14 protein-coding genes are annotated in these 16,399 nt (G+C 68.9%); 13 read left to right on the forward strand and 1 reads right to left on the reverse strand.

Annotated elements, in window-relative coordinates:
• The first annotated feature begins 70 nt into the window (after nt 1-70).
• The 7 genes from sucC to ACZ54P_RS07145 all read left to right on the forward strand — a co-directional run bounded on the left by sucC (nt 71) and on the right by ACZ54P_RS07145 (nt 8,225).
• Nucleotides 71-1,240 (forward strand): ADP-forming succinate--CoA ligase subunit beta, encoded by a 1,170-nt coding sequence (gene sucC, locus ACZ54P_RS07115; RefSeq protein ID WP_061983415.1) that lies wholly within the window; start codon nt 71-73, stop codon nt 1,238-1,240.
• Nucleotide 1,241: 1 nt separating this feature from the next.
• Nucleotides 1,242-2,129, forward strand: a complete 888-nt coding sequence (sucD, locus tag ACZ54P_RS07120; protein ID WP_465460604.1) for a succinate--CoA ligase subunit alpha — start codon at nt 1,242-1,244, stop codon at nt 2,127-2,129.
• A 335-nt stretch (nt 2,130-2,464) separates the two neighbouring features.
• Entirely contained in the window at nt 2,465-3,310 is an 846-nt protein-coding gene (locus ACZ54P_RS07125; RefSeq protein WP_465460605.1) for a DUF5336 domain-containing protein, read from the forward strand.
• A gap of 156 nt (nt 3,311-3,466) precedes the next feature.
• A complete protein-coding gene (locus tag ACZ54P_RS07130; protein ID WP_465460606.1) occupies nt 3,467-4,954 on the forward strand; it encodes a cell division protein PerM in 1,488 nt (495 codons plus the stop codon).
• A gap of 76 nt (nt 4,955-5,030) precedes the next feature.
• Nucleotides 5,031-5,648: a phosphoribosylglycinamide formyltransferase gene (gene purN / locus ACZ54P_RS07135; protein ID WP_465460607.1), complete on the forward strand. Its 618-nt coding sequence runs from the start codon at nt 5,031-5,033 to the stop codon at nt 5,646-5,648.
• Nucleotides 5,645-7,207 (forward strand): bifunctional phosphoribosylaminoimidazolecarboxamide formyltransferase/IMP cyclohydrolase, encoded by a 1,563-nt coding sequence (gene purH, locus ACZ54P_RS07140; protein ID WP_465460608.1) that lies wholly within the window; start codon nt 5,645-5,647, stop codon nt 7,205-7,207. Before purN ends, purH begins: the two co-directional genes overlap by 4 nt.
• Nucleotides 7,208-7,415: 208 nt before the next feature.
• A complete protein-coding gene (locus ACZ54P_RS07145; RefSeq protein WP_465460609.1) occupies nt 7,416-8,225 on the forward strand; it encodes a hypothetical protein in 810 nt (269 codons plus the stop codon).
• A gap of 3 nt (nt 8,226-8,228) precedes the next feature.
• On the opposite strand, the gene ACZ54P_RS07150 is transcribed toward ACZ54P_RS07145, so the two are convergent.
• Nucleotides 8,229-8,942 carry an SRPBCC family protein gene (locus tag ACZ54P_RS07150; protein WP_465460610.1) on the reverse strand — a complete coding sequence of 238 codons (714 nt, stop codon included), beginning with the start codon at nt 8,940-8,942 and terminating at the stop codon, nt 8,229-8,231.
• 180 nt (nt 8,943-9,122) lie between these two features.
• On the opposite strand from ACZ54P_RS07150, the gene ACZ54P_RS07155 reads away from it, so the two are divergent.
• The 6 genes from ACZ54P_RS07155 to ACZ54P_RS07180 all read left to right on the forward strand — a co-directional run bounded on the left by ACZ54P_RS07155 (nt 9,123) and on the right by ACZ54P_RS07180 (nt 16,331).
• Complete coding sequence (locus ACZ54P_RS07155; protein ID WP_465460611.1) at nt 9,123-9,620, forward strand: pyridoxamine 5'-phosphate oxidase family protein; 498 nt, start codon at nt 9,123-9,125, stop codon at nt 9,618-9,620.
• A gap of 301 nt (nt 9,621-9,921) precedes the next feature.
• A complete protein-coding gene (locus ACZ54P_RS07160; RefSeq protein ID WP_465460852.1) occupies nt 9,922-10,596 on the forward strand; it encodes a hypothetical protein in 675 nt (224 codons plus the stop codon).
• A 14-nt stretch (nt 10,597-10,610) separates the two neighbouring features.
• On the forward strand, nt 10,611-12,203 hold the full coding sequence (locus tag ACZ54P_RS07165; RefSeq protein WP_465460853.1) for a DNA polymerase Y family protein: 1,593 nt from the start codon (nt 10,611-10,613) through the stop codon (nt 12,201-12,203).
• A 2-nt stretch (nt 12,204-12,205) separates the two neighbouring features.
• Nucleotides 12,206-12,358: a hypothetical protein gene (locus tag ACZ54P_RS07170; protein ID WP_167386360.1), complete on the forward strand. Its 153-nt coding sequence runs from the start codon at nt 12,206-12,208 to the stop codon at nt 12,356-12,358.
• 3 nt (nt 12,359-12,361) lie between these two features.
• Nucleotides 12,362-15,715, forward strand: coding sequence for an error-prone DNA polymerase (locus ACZ54P_RS07175; protein ID WP_465460612.1), 3,354 nt, complete (start codon nt 12,362-12,364; stop codon nt 15,713-15,715).
• Nucleotides 15,716-15,821: 106 nt separating this feature from the next.
• Nucleotides 15,822-16,331, forward strand: a complete 510-nt coding sequence (locus tag ACZ54P_RS07180) for a hemerythrin domain-containing protein (RefSeq protein ID WP_465460613.1) — start codon at nt 15,822-15,824, stop codon at nt 16,329-16,331.
• Nucleotides 16,332-16,399: the final 68 nt, after the last annotated feature.

The raw sequence follows: 16,399 nt of genomic DNA on the forward strand, positions 1-16,399 counted from the left end.
CCTCGACTGGTCCGACAGCGCGGTTCGGAAACGGACCACCACAGTGGCGTGTCGTCAGGAGACTGGAGTAGTGGACCTCTACGAGTACCAGGCGAGGGATCTCTTCGCCGCCCACGGAGTACCGGTTCTGCCGGGTGCCGTGGCAAACACCCCCGAAGAAGCCAAGGCCACCGCCGAGAAGATCGGCAACCAGGTCGTCATCAAGGCGCAGGTCAAGACCGGCGGTCGCGGTAAGGCCGGCGGCGTCAAGCTGGCCCAGACGCCGGACGAGGCCGCGGAGAAGGCCGAGGCGATCCTCGGTCTCGACATCAAGGGCCACATCACGCGTCGCGTGCTGGTGGCCGAAGCCTCGGACATCGCCGAGGAGTACTACTTCTCCTTCCTGCTGGACCGTGCGAACCGCACCTTCCTCGCGATGGCTTCGGCCGAAGGCGGCGTGGAGATCGAGCAGCTGGCCGTCGAGCGTCCCGAAGCGCTCGCGAAGATCCCGGTCGACGCGATCACCGGTGTCGACAAGGCGAAGGCCGTCGAGATCCTGACCGCGGGCAAGTTCCCGGAGAAGGTCATCGACGAAGCCGCCGACGTCGTCGTGAAGCTCTGGGAGACCTTCGTCTCCGAGGACGCGACCCTGGTCGAGGTCAACCCGCTGGTCCGTGACCCGCAGGACAAGATCATCGCCCTCGACGGCAAGGTCACCCTCGACGAGAACGCCTCGTTCCGTCAGCCGGGCCACGAGGCCCTGGTCGACAAGGACGCGGAGAACCCGCTCGAAGCCAAGGCCAAGGCCAAGGACCTCAACTACGTCAAGCTCGACGGCGAGGTCGGCATCATCGGCAACGGCGCGGGCCTCGTGATGTCCACTTTGGACGTCGTGGCCTACGCGGGTGAGAAGCACGGCGGCGTCAAGCCCGCCAACTTCCTCGACATCGGCGGCGGCGCTTCGGCCGAGGTCATGGCGGCCGGGCTGGACGTCATCCTCAACGACACCGACGTGAAGAGCGTCTTCGTGAACGTCTTCGGCGGCATCACCGCTTGCGACGCGGTCGCGAACGGCATCGTCGAGGCGCTGAAGATCCTGGGCGACGAGGCCACCAAGCCGCTCGTCGTGCGGCTGGACGGCAACAACGTCGTCGAGGGTCGCCAGATCCTGGCCGACGCGAACCACCCGCTGGTCACCGTGGTGGACACAATGGACAACGCGGCCGACAAGGCCGCCGAGCTCGCCGCGGCAGGTGCGTGAGATGTCGATCTTCATCAACGAGAACAGCAAGGTCATCGTCCAGGGGCTCACCGGCTCCGAGGGCATGAAGCACGCGACCAAGATGCTGAAGTCCGGCACGAACATCGTGGGTGGCGTCAACGCCCGCAAGGCGGGCCAGACCGTCTCCATCGAGGGCAAGGACCTCACCGTGTTCGGCACGGTCGAGGAGGCCATCAAGGAGACCGGCGCCGACGTTTCGGTCATCTTCGTGCCGCCGAAGTTCGCCAAGGACGCGGTCATCGAGGCGATCGACGCCGAGATCCCGCTCGCCGTGGTGATCACCGAGGGCATCCCGGTGCACGACTCGGCCTACTTCTGGGCGCACGCGGTCGCGACGGGCAACAAGACCCGCATCATCGGGCCGAACTGCCCCGGCGTGATCAGCCCCGGCAAGTCGAACGCGGGCATCATCCCGGCCGACATCACCGGCCCGGGCCCGATCGGCCTGGTGTCGAAGTCCGGCACGCTGACCTACCAGATGATGTACGAGCTGCGTGACATCGGTTTCTCGACCGGTGTCGGCATCGGCGGCGACCCGGTCATCGGCACGACGCACATCGACGCCCTCGAGGCGTTCGAGGCCGACCCCGAGACCAAGGTCATCGTGATGATCGGCGAGATCGGCGGGGACGCCGAAGAGCGCGCCGCGGCCTACATCAAGGACAACGTGACGAAGCCGGTCGTCGGCTACGTCGCGGGCTTCACCGCGCCTGAGGGCAAGACGATGGGCCACGCGGGCGCCATCGTTTCCGGCTCCTCCGGCACGGCCGCCGCCAAGAAGGAGGCCCTCGAGGCCGCCGGCGTCAAGGTCGGGAAGACCCCGAGCGAGACCGCCGTCCTGGCGCGCGAGCTGTACAACAGCCTCTGACCCTTCGGAGACTGACGCTTCCCCCGGCGGGCCGGGCGCCTCACCAGGTGCCCGGTCCGCCGTTCGCGTTTAGCCCGCTAAACGCGACCCGGGGACGGGTCGACTTTCGCCCCCTAATCGCGACCCGGCGGGGCAGGTTGCGTTTAGCGGGCTAAACGCGATCTGGTCGTCGACGAGGGGTTCCGCACGGAACCCGATCGGGTGTACAGACGTCTCAGAGCCCGAGGCGTGGGGTGACCGCGTGTGCGCTAGCGTTCGAGCATCACAGCCGCCTCGTTTGTCCCGGGAGTCCCGCGTGCCCCGGGGTGCCGGTCGAACGACAGGAGAGCATTCGGATGTCCTATCCCAGCGGTGGGCCCGGCTACCCCCAGCAGGGTGGCGGCCAGCAACACCCCAACCCCGGCTCGGGAGCCTTTCCGCAGCAGCAGGCGCCGTCGCAGGCGGCCCCGCTGAACCTGGCGTTGCTGCTGGCGCTCGCCGTCACCGTCCTCGGCCTGGTGCAGTTCTTCATCGGTTTCTCCGATGAGGCCGACGCCGCCAAGGAGGTCTCGGTCTTCCTCCTGGTCAGCGGTCTGCTCGCGGCTCTGCACGCGTTGCCGCGCGGCCCGAAGACGCTTCCGTTCGCCGCGCTGTTCAGCGTCCTCGGCGCGTTCGGCGCGCTCGACCTGATCGTCGGCTACCCGACCGTCGACGGCGGGGAGGGGCGCACGGAGGTCTCGCTTCCCGGCATCCTCACCGTGGTCCTGATCCTCGGCATTCTGCAGATGCTGGTCGCGGTCGCCGCGCTTTTGTTCGAGCACGAGGTCATCAAGCTGCCGGCCGCGAAGCCGCAGCAGCAGGCACCGCAGGCCCCGTACAGCCAGCAGTTCCCGCAGCAGGGCCCGCAGGGTCCGTTCGGTCAGCAGGGTCAGCAGGGCCCGGCCGCCACGCAGGTCCAGCCGTTCCCCGGCGCGGGCCAGCAGGGCCAGCAAGGTCAGCAGGGTCAGCAGGGTCAGCAGCAGGGCGAGCCGTCCGGTCCGTTCGCGCAGCCGGGCGGGTTCCAGCCGCCGGTCACGCAGCCGCCGGGCCAGCAGGCCACGACGTACGCGCCGCAGCAGGGGCAGTTCTTCCAGCAGCCGCCGTCGTCGGAGTCGGGTCAGAACCCCGGCACGCCGCCGGGTGGTTTCGACCGGCAAAGCTGACCTTTTCAGACAAAAGAAACACCCGCTGTGACTCTCCGTGTCACGGCGGGTGTTTTTCTTTTCCGGGTTACCCGACCGGGTGGGTTGGGCCACGTGCGCCACCTGGCGGCGGCGTGCCTCACCCGGACGGCCCAGTCCGGATGTCATGGTCGGCTCATGAAGCTGCTCACCCGCGACGAACGCCCGCCGGGCGAAGAGCCGGTGAGTGACCTCGTCCCCGAGCCGGAGGTGTCCAGGGCGAAGCGGGTTCGGGTGTTGCTCGCCGCGGCCTGCGTGCCCTTGCTTTTCTCCTACACCGCCGTCGCGACCGTCCTCGCGGCGGTGGCGTTCGCCGCCGACCGGTCCCGTTTCTCCGCCACCGGTGCCCTGCTCGCCGCGGGGCCGGGCTGGCTCGCCTCGTGGCAGGTGGAACTCGAACTCGGTGGCCATCCGATCGGTGTGCTGCCGCTGCTGCCGACGCTCGGTGTCGCGTGGTTCACGGCGAGGACGGCCGCGCGGGCCGTGCGACGGATCGGCGGCCGGACGCCGTCGGACGCGCTTCCGGTGGTCGTGGTGATCGCCGCGGCGCACGCGTTGTTCGGCGTGCTCATCGCCCTGCTGGCCGGAGGATCGCCGGTCGGGGTGAACCCGCTGACCGCCTTCTGCGTGCCGGGACTCATCGCCGGGCTCGCCGCCGTCGCGGGAACAGCCAAGCGGTGCGGGCTGCCCGCCACGCTGCGGGACCGGTTCGACGCGGTGGCCGTACGCGGCCTGCGGGCCGGGGCGTTCGGCCTCGCCGCGATGGTCGCTTGTGGGGCGGCGGTGTTCACCACGGCCACCGCCCTCTCGTGGTCCACTGTGGACAGTTTGTTCGAGCCGGGGCTCGGCGCGAGTTCCGGCCTGCTCGTGCTTTCCGTGGCCTATCTGCCGAACGCCGTCATCGCCGCGATGTCCTTCACCACCGGGCCGGGTTTCTCGGTCGGTTCGCTGACCGTCGGCATGTTCGGCTACCAGGAAGGGCGACTGCCCGGCGTGCCGGTGCTGGCCGGGATCCCGTCGCACCACGCGGCCTGGTGGCCGGCGCTGCTGCTCCTTCCCGCACTGGTCGGCGCGCTGGTCGGCTGGAAGATCCGCGCGCTCGACGAGGATCCGATGCTTCGGATGCGCGCGGTCGCCGTCGCGGGCGCGCTCGTCGCGTTCGGTTGCGTCGTCCTCGGGACGCTGGCCGGCGGCAGACTCGGTGACGGGCCGTTCGACCCGGTCAGCGTGCCGGTCGGGGTCGCGTCGGTGATCGTCTTCTGCTGGATCGTCATTCCTGGCGGGTTCGTCGCCTTCTTCGCCGGAGCGCACGAGCCTCCCGAGCCGCCAGGGGAACCGGCTGCCTTCATTGAAGACGCCGTCGAGATCGAGGAACAAGCCGTCGAGTCCGAAGAGGACGAAGCAGCGGAACCGGATGAAGACGGCGACGCCGAACTCTCACCCGAGGCCGAACTCGACGACGAATTCGAGGACGAAGTCGAAGCGGAACTCGCCCGCGAGCTGGGTGAGGACCTCGACGCGACCCTGGCCGAGATCGAGTCCGAACCCGAGCCTGAGCAGGACATCGCTGTGACCGAGTCCACCGAGGGGTCCGGCGACGAAAGTGCGCCCGGCGGCGACCGTTAGGGTTGTCGCGACCAGGTGAAGCGCCGTACGCCCGAGTGCGTACCGCCGTGGCAAGGAGCCCGTTCTGGCTAGTCGGTTGGACCTGCCCACTCCGGTGAAGCTCGTCGTCCTCGCGTCCGGTTCCGGCACGCTGCTGCAGGCCGTGCTCGACGCCGCCGAAAAGCCGAACTATCCGGCGAAGGTGGTCGCAGTCGGAGCGGACCGCGGCGGGATCGCGGCGCTCACGCGAGCCGAACGCGCCGGCGTCCCCTCGTTCGCGGTGCGGATGGCCGACCACGCCGACCGTGCGGCGTGGGACAAGGCGATCACCGAAGCCGTCGCCGCCTACCAGCCCGACCTGGTCGTTTCCGCGGGATTCATGAAGATCCTCGGCGCCGAATTCCTCGCGCGGTTCCCCGGCCGCGTGATCAACACACATCCGGCGTTGCTGCCGTCGTTCCCCGGCGCGCACGCCGTGGCCGACGCGCTGGCGATGGCCGTCAAGGTCACCGGGTCGACGGTCCATTTCGTCGACGCCGGGGTGGACACCGGGCCGATCATCGCGCAGGAATCGGTGGTCGTGGAGCCCGATGACGACGAAAACGTCCTGCACGAACGGATCAAGGCCGTGGAACGCAGGCTCCTGGTGGAAACGATCGAAAAACTCGGCCGGAGCGGGTGCTCGGTCGAGGGACGAAAGGTGAGGTTTTCGTGAGTACCGCACAGGGACAGCGTCCCGTCCGTCGCGCGCTGATCGGCGTCTCGGACAAGGCCGGCCTGCTCGAACTCGCCACCGGGCTGCACGCGGCGGGTGTCGAGATCGTGTCGACCGGCGGCACGGCGAAGGTCATCGCGAACGCCGGAGTGCCGGTGACGCCGGTCGAAGAGGTCACCGGGTTCCCCGAGTCCCTCGACGGCCGGGTCAAGACGCTGCACCCTCGCGTGCACGCGGGCCTGCTCGCCGACCGTGACCGTCCGGAGCACGTCGAGCAGCTCAAGCAGCTGGACATCGCGCCGTTCGACCTGCTCGTGGTCAACCTGTACCCGTTCACACAGACCGTCGCTTCCGGCGCGAGCCCCGAAGACTGCGTCGAGAACATCGACATCGGCGGCCCGGCGATGGTGCGCGCGGCGGCGAAGAACCACAACAACGTCGCCGTCGTGGTCGACCCCTCCCGCTACGAGTGGGTGCTGGAGCGCGTCGCCGACGGCGGTTTCGCACTGGCCGACCGCAAGCGGCTCGCCGCTCAGGCGTTCGCGCACACGGCCGCGTACGACACCGCCGTCGCCGCGTGGTTCGCCAACGTCTACGCGCCCGCGGACGACTCCGGCTTCCCTGACTTCACCGGCGCGACCTGGGAGCGCGGGGATGTCCTGCGCTACGGCGAGAACCCGCACCAGAAGGCCGCGCTGTACAAGCACTGGCGGCCGGGCCTCGCGCACGCGGAGCAGCTGCACGGCAAGGCCATGTCGTACAACAACTACGTCGACACCGACGCCGCGCGCCGCGCCGCCTACGACTTCGACGCCCCGGCCGTCGCGATCATCAAGCACGCCAACCCGTGCGGGATCGCCGTCGGCCAGGACATCGCCGAGGCGCACCGGAAGGCGCACGCTTGCGACCCGGTTTCGGCCTACGGCGGGGTGATCGCGACCAACCGGCCGGTGAGCCGCGAGGCGGCCGAGCAGATCGCCGAGGTGTTCACCGAGGTCGTCCTGGCGCCGGACTTCGACGCCGAGGCGCTGGAGATCCTGCAGCGCAAGAAGAACGTACGGCTGCTGAAGTTGCCGGCCATCACGTCGCCGGATCCGATCGAGTTCCGGCCGATCTCCGGCGGCATGCTGGTGCAGACCGTCGACACGATCGCCGCCGAGGGCGACGACCCGGCGAACTGGACCCTCGCCACCGGCGCGCCCGCCGACGAGCGGACGCTGGCCGACCTCGAGTTCGCGTGGCGTTCGCTGCGCGCGGTGAAGTCGAACGCGATCCTGCTGGCGAACGACGGCGCGACCGTCGGTGTCGGCATGGGTCAGGTCAACCGGGTCGACTCCTCGCGGCTCGCGGTCGCGCGGGCGGGAGACCGGGCGAAGGGCTCCGTCGCCGCTTCGGACGCCTTCTTCCCGTTCCCGGACGGGCTCGAGGTCCTGCTGGAGGCCGGTGTCCGCGCCGTCGTCCAGCCGGGCGGCTCGATCCGCGACGCCGAGGTCATCGCCGCCGCCGAGGCCGCCGGGGTCACCCTGTACCTCACCGGCACGCGCCACTTCGCGCACTGATGCCAAGTCGCCTTTAGCGGGCTAAACGCGACGCGTTTAGCCCGCTAAAGGCGCTCCCGAGGGGCCAAGATCGTCGCCCTCGCCGCCTTCGGCTCGGCGCGCTGACCGCCCGGCACCCATTCCCTGGCCGTCGTGCCATGCTGACCGCGTGTCGCCTTTAGCGGGCTAAACGCGACACGGACGGACGCGAATCGCCAGGGGAGGATCGGTGCACCAGCCGCCGCAGGGGTACGGCCAGGGACCGGGCCATGGGCAGGGAGGCCGGCCGGGCTACGGACAGCAGCCGGGCTACGGACAGCAGCCGGGCTACGGACAGCAGTCCGGTGGGTACGGCCCACCTCAGCCCGGCGTGCCGGGGTACGGCCCACCGCCCGGATACGGTTCGCCCGGCTACGGGCAGCCGCCGAAGAAGAAAAAGACCGGGCTGATCGTCGGCCTGATCGTGGGCGGCGTCGTCCTGCTCGGCCTGGGCATCCCCGGCGGCATCTTCGCGTCGGAGTACTACTCGTCCGTCGGCAAGGCGCCCGTCTCCCAGCAGCCGCCGGCCGAGTGCAAGGTGTCCCCGGAGGTCCTGAACAAGGCTGTCACCGCCAGCTTCCAGGGCGTCCGTGAGCACGAGTTCAAAGCGGGTGACATCGTCACCAAACAGTACGGCTGTTCCTGGTCCGCGCCGGATGGTGACCACGTCCACGACCGCACCCTGCGGGTCACGGTCTACCGTCACGAAGGCCCTGAAGCCGAGAAGCGGGCGGCGGAGTCGTCCACTGGATCGGCTGCTCCATCCGAGCGTCAGCAGCAGGTGCCGGGCATCGGGCAGAAGGCCGTTCTGGTCTCTTTGGACACCGACAGCGCCTTCAGTGGCGCTGAATTGCGGTTCACCCAGGGCGTGTACGTGGGCGTCGTCAGTTACCAAGGCTGGGACAAGGGGTTCTTCACGAACTCGCCGATCCCGCCCGGAGAGTCCGCCGAAGTGGCGAAGTCCGTCGGTGCCGAGCTCGCGAAGAACCTGCCCAAGTAGCCGCTACGCGTAAAGGTCGTTCAGCCAGGCCGTCCACGCCTTCTCAGCTTTGTCCGCGTCGGCGTCCTCGGCGAACAGGTGGTGCCCGATGCCGACAGGCCAGCCCCACACGTTCCGGCCGTAGAAGCGGTACAGCGCGTTCTCGGTCCGGATACCGAGGAACGTCGACGTCAGGTAGTCGACGACACCCTCGATGTCGTCGACGCCCGGGACCGCGAAGCGCACCTTGTCGCCCACAGCCTTCGCTCCGACAGCCGCCAGGACCGCTTCGAACGCCTCCGGTGCCGTCGACGCTTCGGGCGCGTCGGCTTTGAGGTACTTCGCCTCGCGGCGGTTGAAGTGCGCCAGGTACTCACCGAGCGAGTGGTAGTAGAAGTCCGTGTGACGGCGGCAAGCGTCGTATTCGACGTCCCAGTCGTCGAGGACGGTGGTGTGCTCGAAGCGCAGGTACGTCCCGCCGTCCTTCGGTTCGAGGACGTACTCGAGGGTGTTGAACCAGCCCTTCTCGTCTTCGGCATAGGTGACGAAGTGCCGTGACGGCTTCCAGGCGGTCACCATGCCGCCATTCGGGGTGAGGCCGGACTCGGCACCGCCGTCGCGAGGCTCGTACCGGATCGGCCAGAGCCAGCCGCCCGTGCCCGTGGTGATCGCGGCCCAGGTATCGGCGGGGGTGGTGGGCAGAAAGCCCTCGAAGCGGACCTCGGAGTTCTTCGCCATGGCTGTCCTCTCTTTTTGCCTTCATAGAGGCGACGCCTGGCCGGGGCCCGTTTCGACAGACGCATCGCGGTTAGCCCACTAAAGGCGATGTGACAGGGGTCACAGTTGTGAGTTGTCGAAGTGGTCGAGGCGGCCGCGTCCCTGGGGTGTCCGCGAAGACAGCGACCAGAGGAGACCGGCATGCACCAGGGCGCGATCGACGAAATCCTGAACCGCCCGCTCAGTCAGGAGCTGCTGGCCCGTGACCTGGCCCGGTTGGCCTTCACCTGGCACGACGGCACGCCGCGGTCGATTCCGATCGGCATTTTCTGGAACGGCGAGGAGATCGTCATGTGCACGTCGAAGAACGCGCGGAAGTTGCCGGCGTTGCGCCGCAACCCCGCGGTCGCACTGACCATCGACACCGAATCGCACCCGCCGAAGGTCCTGCTCATCCGCGGCCGGGCCGAACTGGACGTCGTCGACGGCATTCCTCACGAGTACATGCAGTGGAACGGCACCTACGACATGACGCCCGAGCAGCGGGCCGAGTGGGAGGAGGGCGTGCGCTCGCTCTACGACGGCATGGTCCGGATCGTGGTGACCCCGACCTGGGTCAAACTGATCGACTTCGAGACCACCCTGCCCACCAACATCGAGGAGCTCATGCGGCGGCAGAAGGAACGTCAGGGCGCCTGATCCGGCGGTGGCTGTACAGCGAGGGCGTCACCGCGCCCGCCCTCCGCGCGTCCGGGCGAGGCGCGCCCGTTTCTCGTCGATTTCTTGGGGGAGAAGGAGTTCGTAACCGGCTGCGTGACAGGTCCGGTGATCGTTCCCACGTCGCTTGACAAGCGCCGCGGCAGCCGGTGTACTGGATGTATCGAACACGCGTTCGAGGCGCCGCCTTCCCCGTGGTGCACTCAAGCCGTCCATAAAGGACGGTCCAGGTGTCGTGGGGAGGTGAGGTCCGGTGACAGCGGAGGTGGTCGAGGCACGGGCCTTGCCGTTGGCGAGGCTGGCGGCTTTGCCAGGAGTGAGCACGGCCAGTGGCGTGGCTTCCACGGCCGAACACGCGAGGACGACGGGAAGGGTGCTCCCGGTGTCCCCGGCGTTGTCCGGTCTGCTGCCCGCCGCGGGGCTCCGGCGCGGGAGCACCGTTTCGGTGCTGGGGTCCACGTCACTGTTGCTCACCCTGCTCGCCGCCGCGACCGCCGGCGGTGCGTGGGCGGTCGCGGTCGGCCTGCCCGCGCTCGGGGTGGTCGCCGCCGCGGAACTCGGGGTCGAGGTGGGCAGGCTCGCGCTGGTCCCCCGTCCCGGTGCCGAGTTCCCGGCGGTGACCGCGGCCCTGCTCGACGGCTTCGATCTCGTGGTCGTCGGTCCCGGGCTCGCCCGGCCCGAGGTGGCGAGGCGGCTTTCCGCGCGCGCTCGCCATCGCGGTTCGGTCCTGCTCTCTTCGGGGCCGTGGCCCGGCGCCGAAGTGGAACTGACCTGCCATCGATCCCGCTGGACGGGCTTCACCGGCGACGGGGCGGGCTACCTGCGCGCCCGCGAGGTCGAGGTGCGGGCCGGTGGCCGGGGCGCGGCCGCCCGGCCGATGTCGGCGTTGCTGCGGTTCCCCGGCGAGGGTGAAGTCGAGCGAGCGGACCTTCCCACGACCAGGTGGGGGACGGCGTGAACCCGCCCGTGCGCATGCTGGTGCTGTGGTGCCCGGACTGGCCCGCGGTCGCCGCCGCGGCCCTCGCGGGTGAACCCGTTGGCCGCCCGGCCGCGGTGTTCTCGGCGAACCGTGTGGTCGCCTGCACCGCGGTGGCCAGGGGATACGGCGTCCGCCGCGGGATGCGGCGGCGCGAGGCCCAGTCCTGCTGCCCGGAGCTGGCGGCCTTCGGCGAGGACGACGGCCGTGACGCCCGGCTCTTCGAACCCGTCGCGCAGGCGGTGGAGGAACTGGCCGTCGGGGTCGAGGTGGTGCGCCCGGGGATCGTCGCCGTCCCGGTCGACGGCGCGGCCGGGTACTTCGGCGGCGAACACGGACTGCTCGAACGGCTGGTGGACGAGGTGTCCGTGGCCGCGGGGGTGGAATGCCAGGTCGGCGTCGCGGACGGGTTGTTCGCCGCGACGCTCGCCGCCCGCCGTTCGACGCTGGTCGGGCCGGGGGAGACGGCGGAATTCCTCGCTCCGTTGCCCATCCGCGAACTCGACCAACCCGAAGCCGGGCGGGCCGAACTGGTCACCTTGCTCCGGCAGCTCGGCCTTCGCACACTGGGTGCCTTCGCCGCGCTCGACGAAAATGACGTCTCCGCGCGCTTCGGCATGGAAGGCGTGCTCGCCCACCGGTTGGCTCGCGGGCGTTCCGAACGTCCGCCGTTGCGCCGCCGTCCGCCGCCGGAACTGTCGCTCGCGAAGACGTTCGACCCGCCGATCGACCGGGTCGACGCCGCCGCGTTCGTGGCGAGGGGGCTCGGCGAGCGGTTCCACGCCGGACTCGCCGCACACGGGCTGGCCTGCACCCGGCTCGGTATCTACGCCACCACCGAGACCGGTGAACAGCTCGGCCGGGTGTGGCGCTGCGCCGAGCCGCTGACCCCGCTCGGCGTCGCGGACAGGGTGCGCTGGCAGTTCGAAGGCTGGCTGAAAGCGAAGGAGCGCCCCCATTCCGGGGTCGTGCGGCTGCGGCTGGAGCCGGAAGAGACCGTCGAAGGCCGCACGCTGCAACTCGGGTTGTGGCAAGCGGGCGCGGCAGGCGCACTGCGGCCCTCCACCGAAGACGACGACCTGGCCGGTGAGCGAGCGGGACGGGCCCTGGTGCGGGTGCAGGGGCTGCTCGGTCCGGAAAGTGTCTTCACCGCGGTACTCGACGGCGGTCGCGATCCCGCCGAACGCGTCCGGCTGGTGCCGTGGGGAGACAGACGGGAGAAATCCGCGCAGGCGGACGCGAACTGGGCCGGGCGGCTCCCGGCCCCCTCCCCGGCGACGGTGTTCGCACGACCGGTGCCCGCGCAGGTGCTGGACGAGAACGGCCGTCTGGTGGAGATCACCGCGCGGCGCCGGGTCACCGCCCCGCCGTTCCTCGTGAGCTTCGAGGGCGGCGAGCCGCGTGAAGTCCTTGCGTGGGCCGGTCCGTGGCTGGTCGGTGTCCGGGCCGGGGCCGGGCACGCGCGGTCGGGGACCCGGATCCGCCTGCAGGTGCTGCTGGCCGACGGACACGACACCGAGGAAGCGGTGCTGCTCCGGTTCGAACACCGACAGAATCCAATGTGGACACTGGAAGGGAAGTACGACTGAACATGGACGAGGAGTACACGCGGCTGGTGCGGCGATGGCTGGAGGAACCGGCCATCCCGGTGCAGCGCGCCGAGTTGGACACGGCATGGGCGGCGTGCGTCCCGCGAGCGGAAGTATTCGTCCCCGTGCCGAGGCGTTCGCCCGAGAACCGGTGACCGATGGGCTGGAACAACCCTCCACGGCCGTGGAAGGACCTCGCCCGCGAGCTCGCGGGCGAGGTCCCGCCCGGCGACGGCGGGGACAGCCCCGCGTGGAGCGCCAAACGGCACGGCTACCAGCGGCCCGCCGATCTCGCCGACCTGAGCGGTGACGACGACGGCGCCACCGCGCGCCGGGTGCCCTACGCCGAACTGCACTGCCATTCGAACTTCAGCTTCCTCGACGGGGCGAGCCATCCCGAGGAACTGGTGGAGGAGGCCGCGCGCCTGGGCTTGGACGCGATCGCGCTCACCGATCACGACGGCATGTACGGCGTGGTGCGGTTCGCCGAGGCGGCCAGGGAACTCGGCGTGCACACCGTCTTCGGCACGGAACTCAGCTTCGGGCTGTCCGGTCCGCAGAACGGGTTCGCCGACCCCGAGGGGGAGCACCTTCTCCTGCTGGCCAAGGGAAAGGACGGTTACCTGAGCCTGAACCGGGCGATCACCGCGGGGCAGCTGAACGGCTTCGACAGGCAGTCGTTGTCCCCCAAGGAAAGGGCGGAAAAGGGCAGACCGGTCTACGACCTGCGCGCGGTCGCCGAAGAGGTCCGCGGGAAGTGCGTCGTGCTCACCGGCTGCCGCAAGGGCGCGGTGCGGAAGGCACTCGTCACCGAGGGGCCCGCGGCGGCCGTGGTACGACTGAAGGAACTCATCGACCGCTTCGGCCGGGACAACGTCTACGTCGAACTGATCGACCACAGTCTTCCCTTGGACAGCACGCACAACGACCTGCTGAGCGAGATGGCCGACGAGTTCGGGTTGCCGACGGTGGCGACCACGGCGGCGCACTACGCCCGTCCGGAGCGTGCCCCGCTGGCCGACGCGTTGAGCGCGATCCGCGCCCGGCGCGGGCTGGAGGACATGGAGGGCTGGCTGCCCGCCGCGGGGACGGCGTTCCTGCGCTCGGGGGAGGAGATGGCCGAGATCTTCGCGCGGTATCCGGGCGCGGTGCAGCGGGCGGCGTTGCTCGGCCGGGAATGCGCGTTCGAACTGCACCACATCGTGCCGAAGCTGCCGCCGTTCGACGTGCCGGAGGGACACACCGAAGCGTCCTACTTGACGGAACTCACCCTTGAGGGCGCCAAGGAACACGAGAAGAACAAGGACGCCGAGTACCGCGAAAAAGCCAAGAAGCTGATCGAGCACGAGCTGAAGATCATCGAAGACCTGGGCTTCCCCGGCTATTTCCTGATCGTCTGGGACATCGTGCGGTTCTGCCGGGAGAAGAACATCCTCTGCCAGGGCCGGGGATCGGCCGCGAACTCGGCGGTCTGCTACGCGCTCGGCATCACCAAGGTCGACGCCGTGCGGTACAACCTGCTCTTCGAACGTTTCCTCGCTCCCGATCGCGACGGCTACCCGGACATCGACCTCGACATCGAATCCGATCGTCGTGAGGAGGCGATCCAGTACGTCTACGAGAAATACGGCAGGCTGAACACCGCGCAGGTGGCGAACGTGATCACCTACCGGGCGCGCTCCGCGGTCCGTGACGCGGCGCGGGCACTGGGGTACTCGCCCGGTCAGCAGGACGCGTGGAGCAAGCAGATCGACCGTTGGGGCGCGTTGCGCACCACGGAAAAGGACCACGATCACGACATCCCGGCCGACGTCGTCGAACTCGCTTGCGCGCTTGAGGACTTCCCCCGGCATCTCGGCATCCATTCCGGCGGGATGGTGATCTGCGAGCAGCCGGTGAGCGAGGTCGTCCCAATCGAATGGGCCCGGATGGCGGACCGCAGTGTCGTGCAGTGGGAAAAGGACGACTGCGCCGCCGCGGGGCTGGTCAAATTCGACCTGCTCGGGCTCGGAATGTTGTCGGCCCTGCATTATATGATCGACCTCGTTCGTGACCACAAAGGGGAAGAGGTCGACATCTCCGAATTGGATCTCAAGGATCAGAACGTCTACGGAATGCTCTGCCGCGCCGACGCGATCGGCGTCTTCCAGGTGGAGAGCCGTGCGCAGCTGGCCACCCTGCCTCGCTTGCGCCCCAAGAAGTTCTATGACCTCGCGGTCGAGGTCGCGCTCATCCGGCCCGGTCCGATCCAGGGTGGTTCGGTGCATCCCTACATCCGGCGCAAGAACGGCCAGGAGAAATGGGATTTCGACCATCCGAAACTGGAGAACGCGCTGAAGAAGACCCTCGGCGTCCCGTTGTTCCAGGAACAGATGATGCAGATCGCGCTCGACGTCGCCGATTTCACCCCGGCGGAGGCCGATCAGCTGCGGCACGCCATGGGGTCCAAGCGGTCCGAACGGAGGATGGAACGGCTCAAACGACGTTTTCTCGAAGGTGCCGCGAAGAACGACATCGAAGCGGAACTCGCCGAGAAGATCTTCGGCAAACTCAAGGCGTTCGCGAATTTCGGCTTCCCGGAAAGTCACGCGCTGAGTTTCGCCTTGCTGGTGTTCGCGAGCGCGTATTTCAAGTACTACCACCCGGACGCGTTCCTGGCCGGGTTGCTGCGCGCCCAGCCGATGGGGTTCTACTCGCCGCAGTCACTGGTCGCCGACGCCCGGCGGCACGGGGTGAAGGTGCTCGGCCCGGACATCAACGCGAGTCTTCCGCACGCCACGTTGGAACCGTTGCCGGAAGGGGGAAAGCTGCTCGCCGTGCGGGGTGGCCTGTCCACTGTGCGGATGATCGGCGAGAACCTGGCGAAGGAGATCGTCGAGGAGCGCGCCCGCGGCGGCCCGTTCGTGGATCTGCCCGAGGTCGCCCGGCGGGTGCGGCTGACCAAACCACAGATCGAAGCGCTGGCCACGGCCGGTGCGTTCGGTTGTTTCGGCGAGAGCAGGCGGAGCGCGCTCTGGGCGGCGGGCGCGGTCGCCGACGAGAGCCTGGAAAAACTGCCGGGTCTCACCACCGGGGCCAAAGCGCCGATGTTGCCGGGCATGGAAGAAATCGACGTCGCGGCCGCGGACGTCTGGGCCACCGGCGTGTCCCCGGACAGCTTCCCGACCCAGTTCGTCCGGGGTCACCTCGACGAACTCGGTGTCGTGACGGCGGCGGGCCTGCGTGAGATCCCGCACGGCACCCACGTGCTGACCGGAGGCGCGGTGACCCATCGCCAGCGGCCGGCGACCGCGGGCGGCGTCACCTTCATGAACCTCGAAGACGAGACGGGGATGATCAACGTCATCTGCACGATGGGGGTGTGGCAGCGCTATCACCGGGTGGCCCGCGGCAGTCCCGCGCTGCTGGTCGGCGGCGTGGTCGAACGCACCGGTGAGGTGGTGAACGTCCTCGCCGAACAGATCCGGCACCTGCCGCTGCGGATCACCGCCAAGTCCCGTGACTTCCGCTGACCATGCTTGACGACCGGGCGATGTTCGTGCTGTAGTTCGATCAACGTCGCAGTGCACCCGGCAAAGAGACCGTCGTGGGCGCGGAGGCGTCGGACCATGGGAAATCATGGAAACCCCTTCTTCGTCGAACGACCGGCTGACGGCGTTCGGAAATCAACTCGTTCAAGTTCATCAGTGGCTGCGTGAAGAGCTGGCCGGACTGCACGACGACCTCGGGTCGGTCGCGGCGGGCCGGGCCGAGCGACTGCGCGATCTGCGTGCGCACTGCTTCACTTTCTGCTCGGCGCTGACCAGGCATCACACCGGGGAGGACGGCGGCGCATTCCTTGTGCTGTCGGAGAAATTCCCCGAACTACGGCCGGTTCTCGAAGAGCTCGCGCACGACCATGACGTCATGACCGGGATCATCGAACGACTCGAAGGACTCGTCGGCGGCATCGGTCCGGAGTCGAGTCCGGCCGAGATTTTGCACGTCCAGCGGGAACTCGACGGGCTCACGGCGATCATGGAAACGCATTTCCGCTACGAGGAGAAGCGGATCGTCGAAGCGCTCGACTCGCTGGACAGGCCGGAGTGGCGGAAGACGAAGCCGTCTTTCCTGCTGAAATCGCATTAGGACATGTTCTGTCCTATACGGTCTTTAGGGTTCTCCTCAACGCACTGAAACGACCGAGGAGAACCCTG

This window comes from Amycolatopsis sp. NPDC034160 (genome assembly GCF_055575355.1).

Bases quoted from the DNA above. Each gene is read 5' to 3' on its own strand.
- sucD (WP_465460604.1), top strand. From the start codon at position 1,242: ATGTCGATCTTCATCAACGAGAACAGCAAGGTCATCGTCCAGGGGCTC.
- ACZ54P_RS07125 (WP_465460605.1), top strand. From the start codon at position 2,465: ATGTCCTATCCCAGCGGTGGGCCCGGCTACCCCCAGCAGGGTGGCGGC.
- ACZ54P_RS07130 (WP_465460606.1), top strand. From the start codon at position 3,467: ATGAAGCTGCTCACCCGCGACGAACGCCCGCCGGGCGAAGAGCCGGTG.
- ACZ54P_RS07150 (WP_465460610.1), bottom strand. From the start codon at position 8,942: ATGGCGAAGAACTCCGAGGTCCGCTTCGAGGGCTTTCTGCCCACCACC.
- ACZ54P_RS07155 (WP_465460611.1), top strand. From the start codon at position 9,123: ATGCACCAGGGCGCGATCGACGAAATCCTGAACCGCCCGCTCAGTCAG.
- ACZ54P_RS07165 (WP_465460853.1), top strand. From the start codon at position 10,611: ATGCTGGTGCTGTGGTGCCCGGACTGGCCCGCGGTCGCCGCCGCGGCC.
- ACZ54P_RS07170 (WP_167386360.1), top strand. From the start codon at position 12,206: ATGGACGAGGAGTACACGCGGCTGGTGCGGCGATGGCTGGAGGAACCG.
- ACZ54P_RS07175 (WP_465460612.1), top strand. From the start codon at position 12,362: ATGGGCTGGAACAACCCTCCACGGCCGTGGAAGGACCTCGCCCGCGAG.
- ACZ54P_RS07180 (WP_465460613.1), top strand. From the start codon at position 15,822: ATGGAAACCCCTTCTTCGTCGAACGACCGGCTGACGGCGTTCGGAAAT.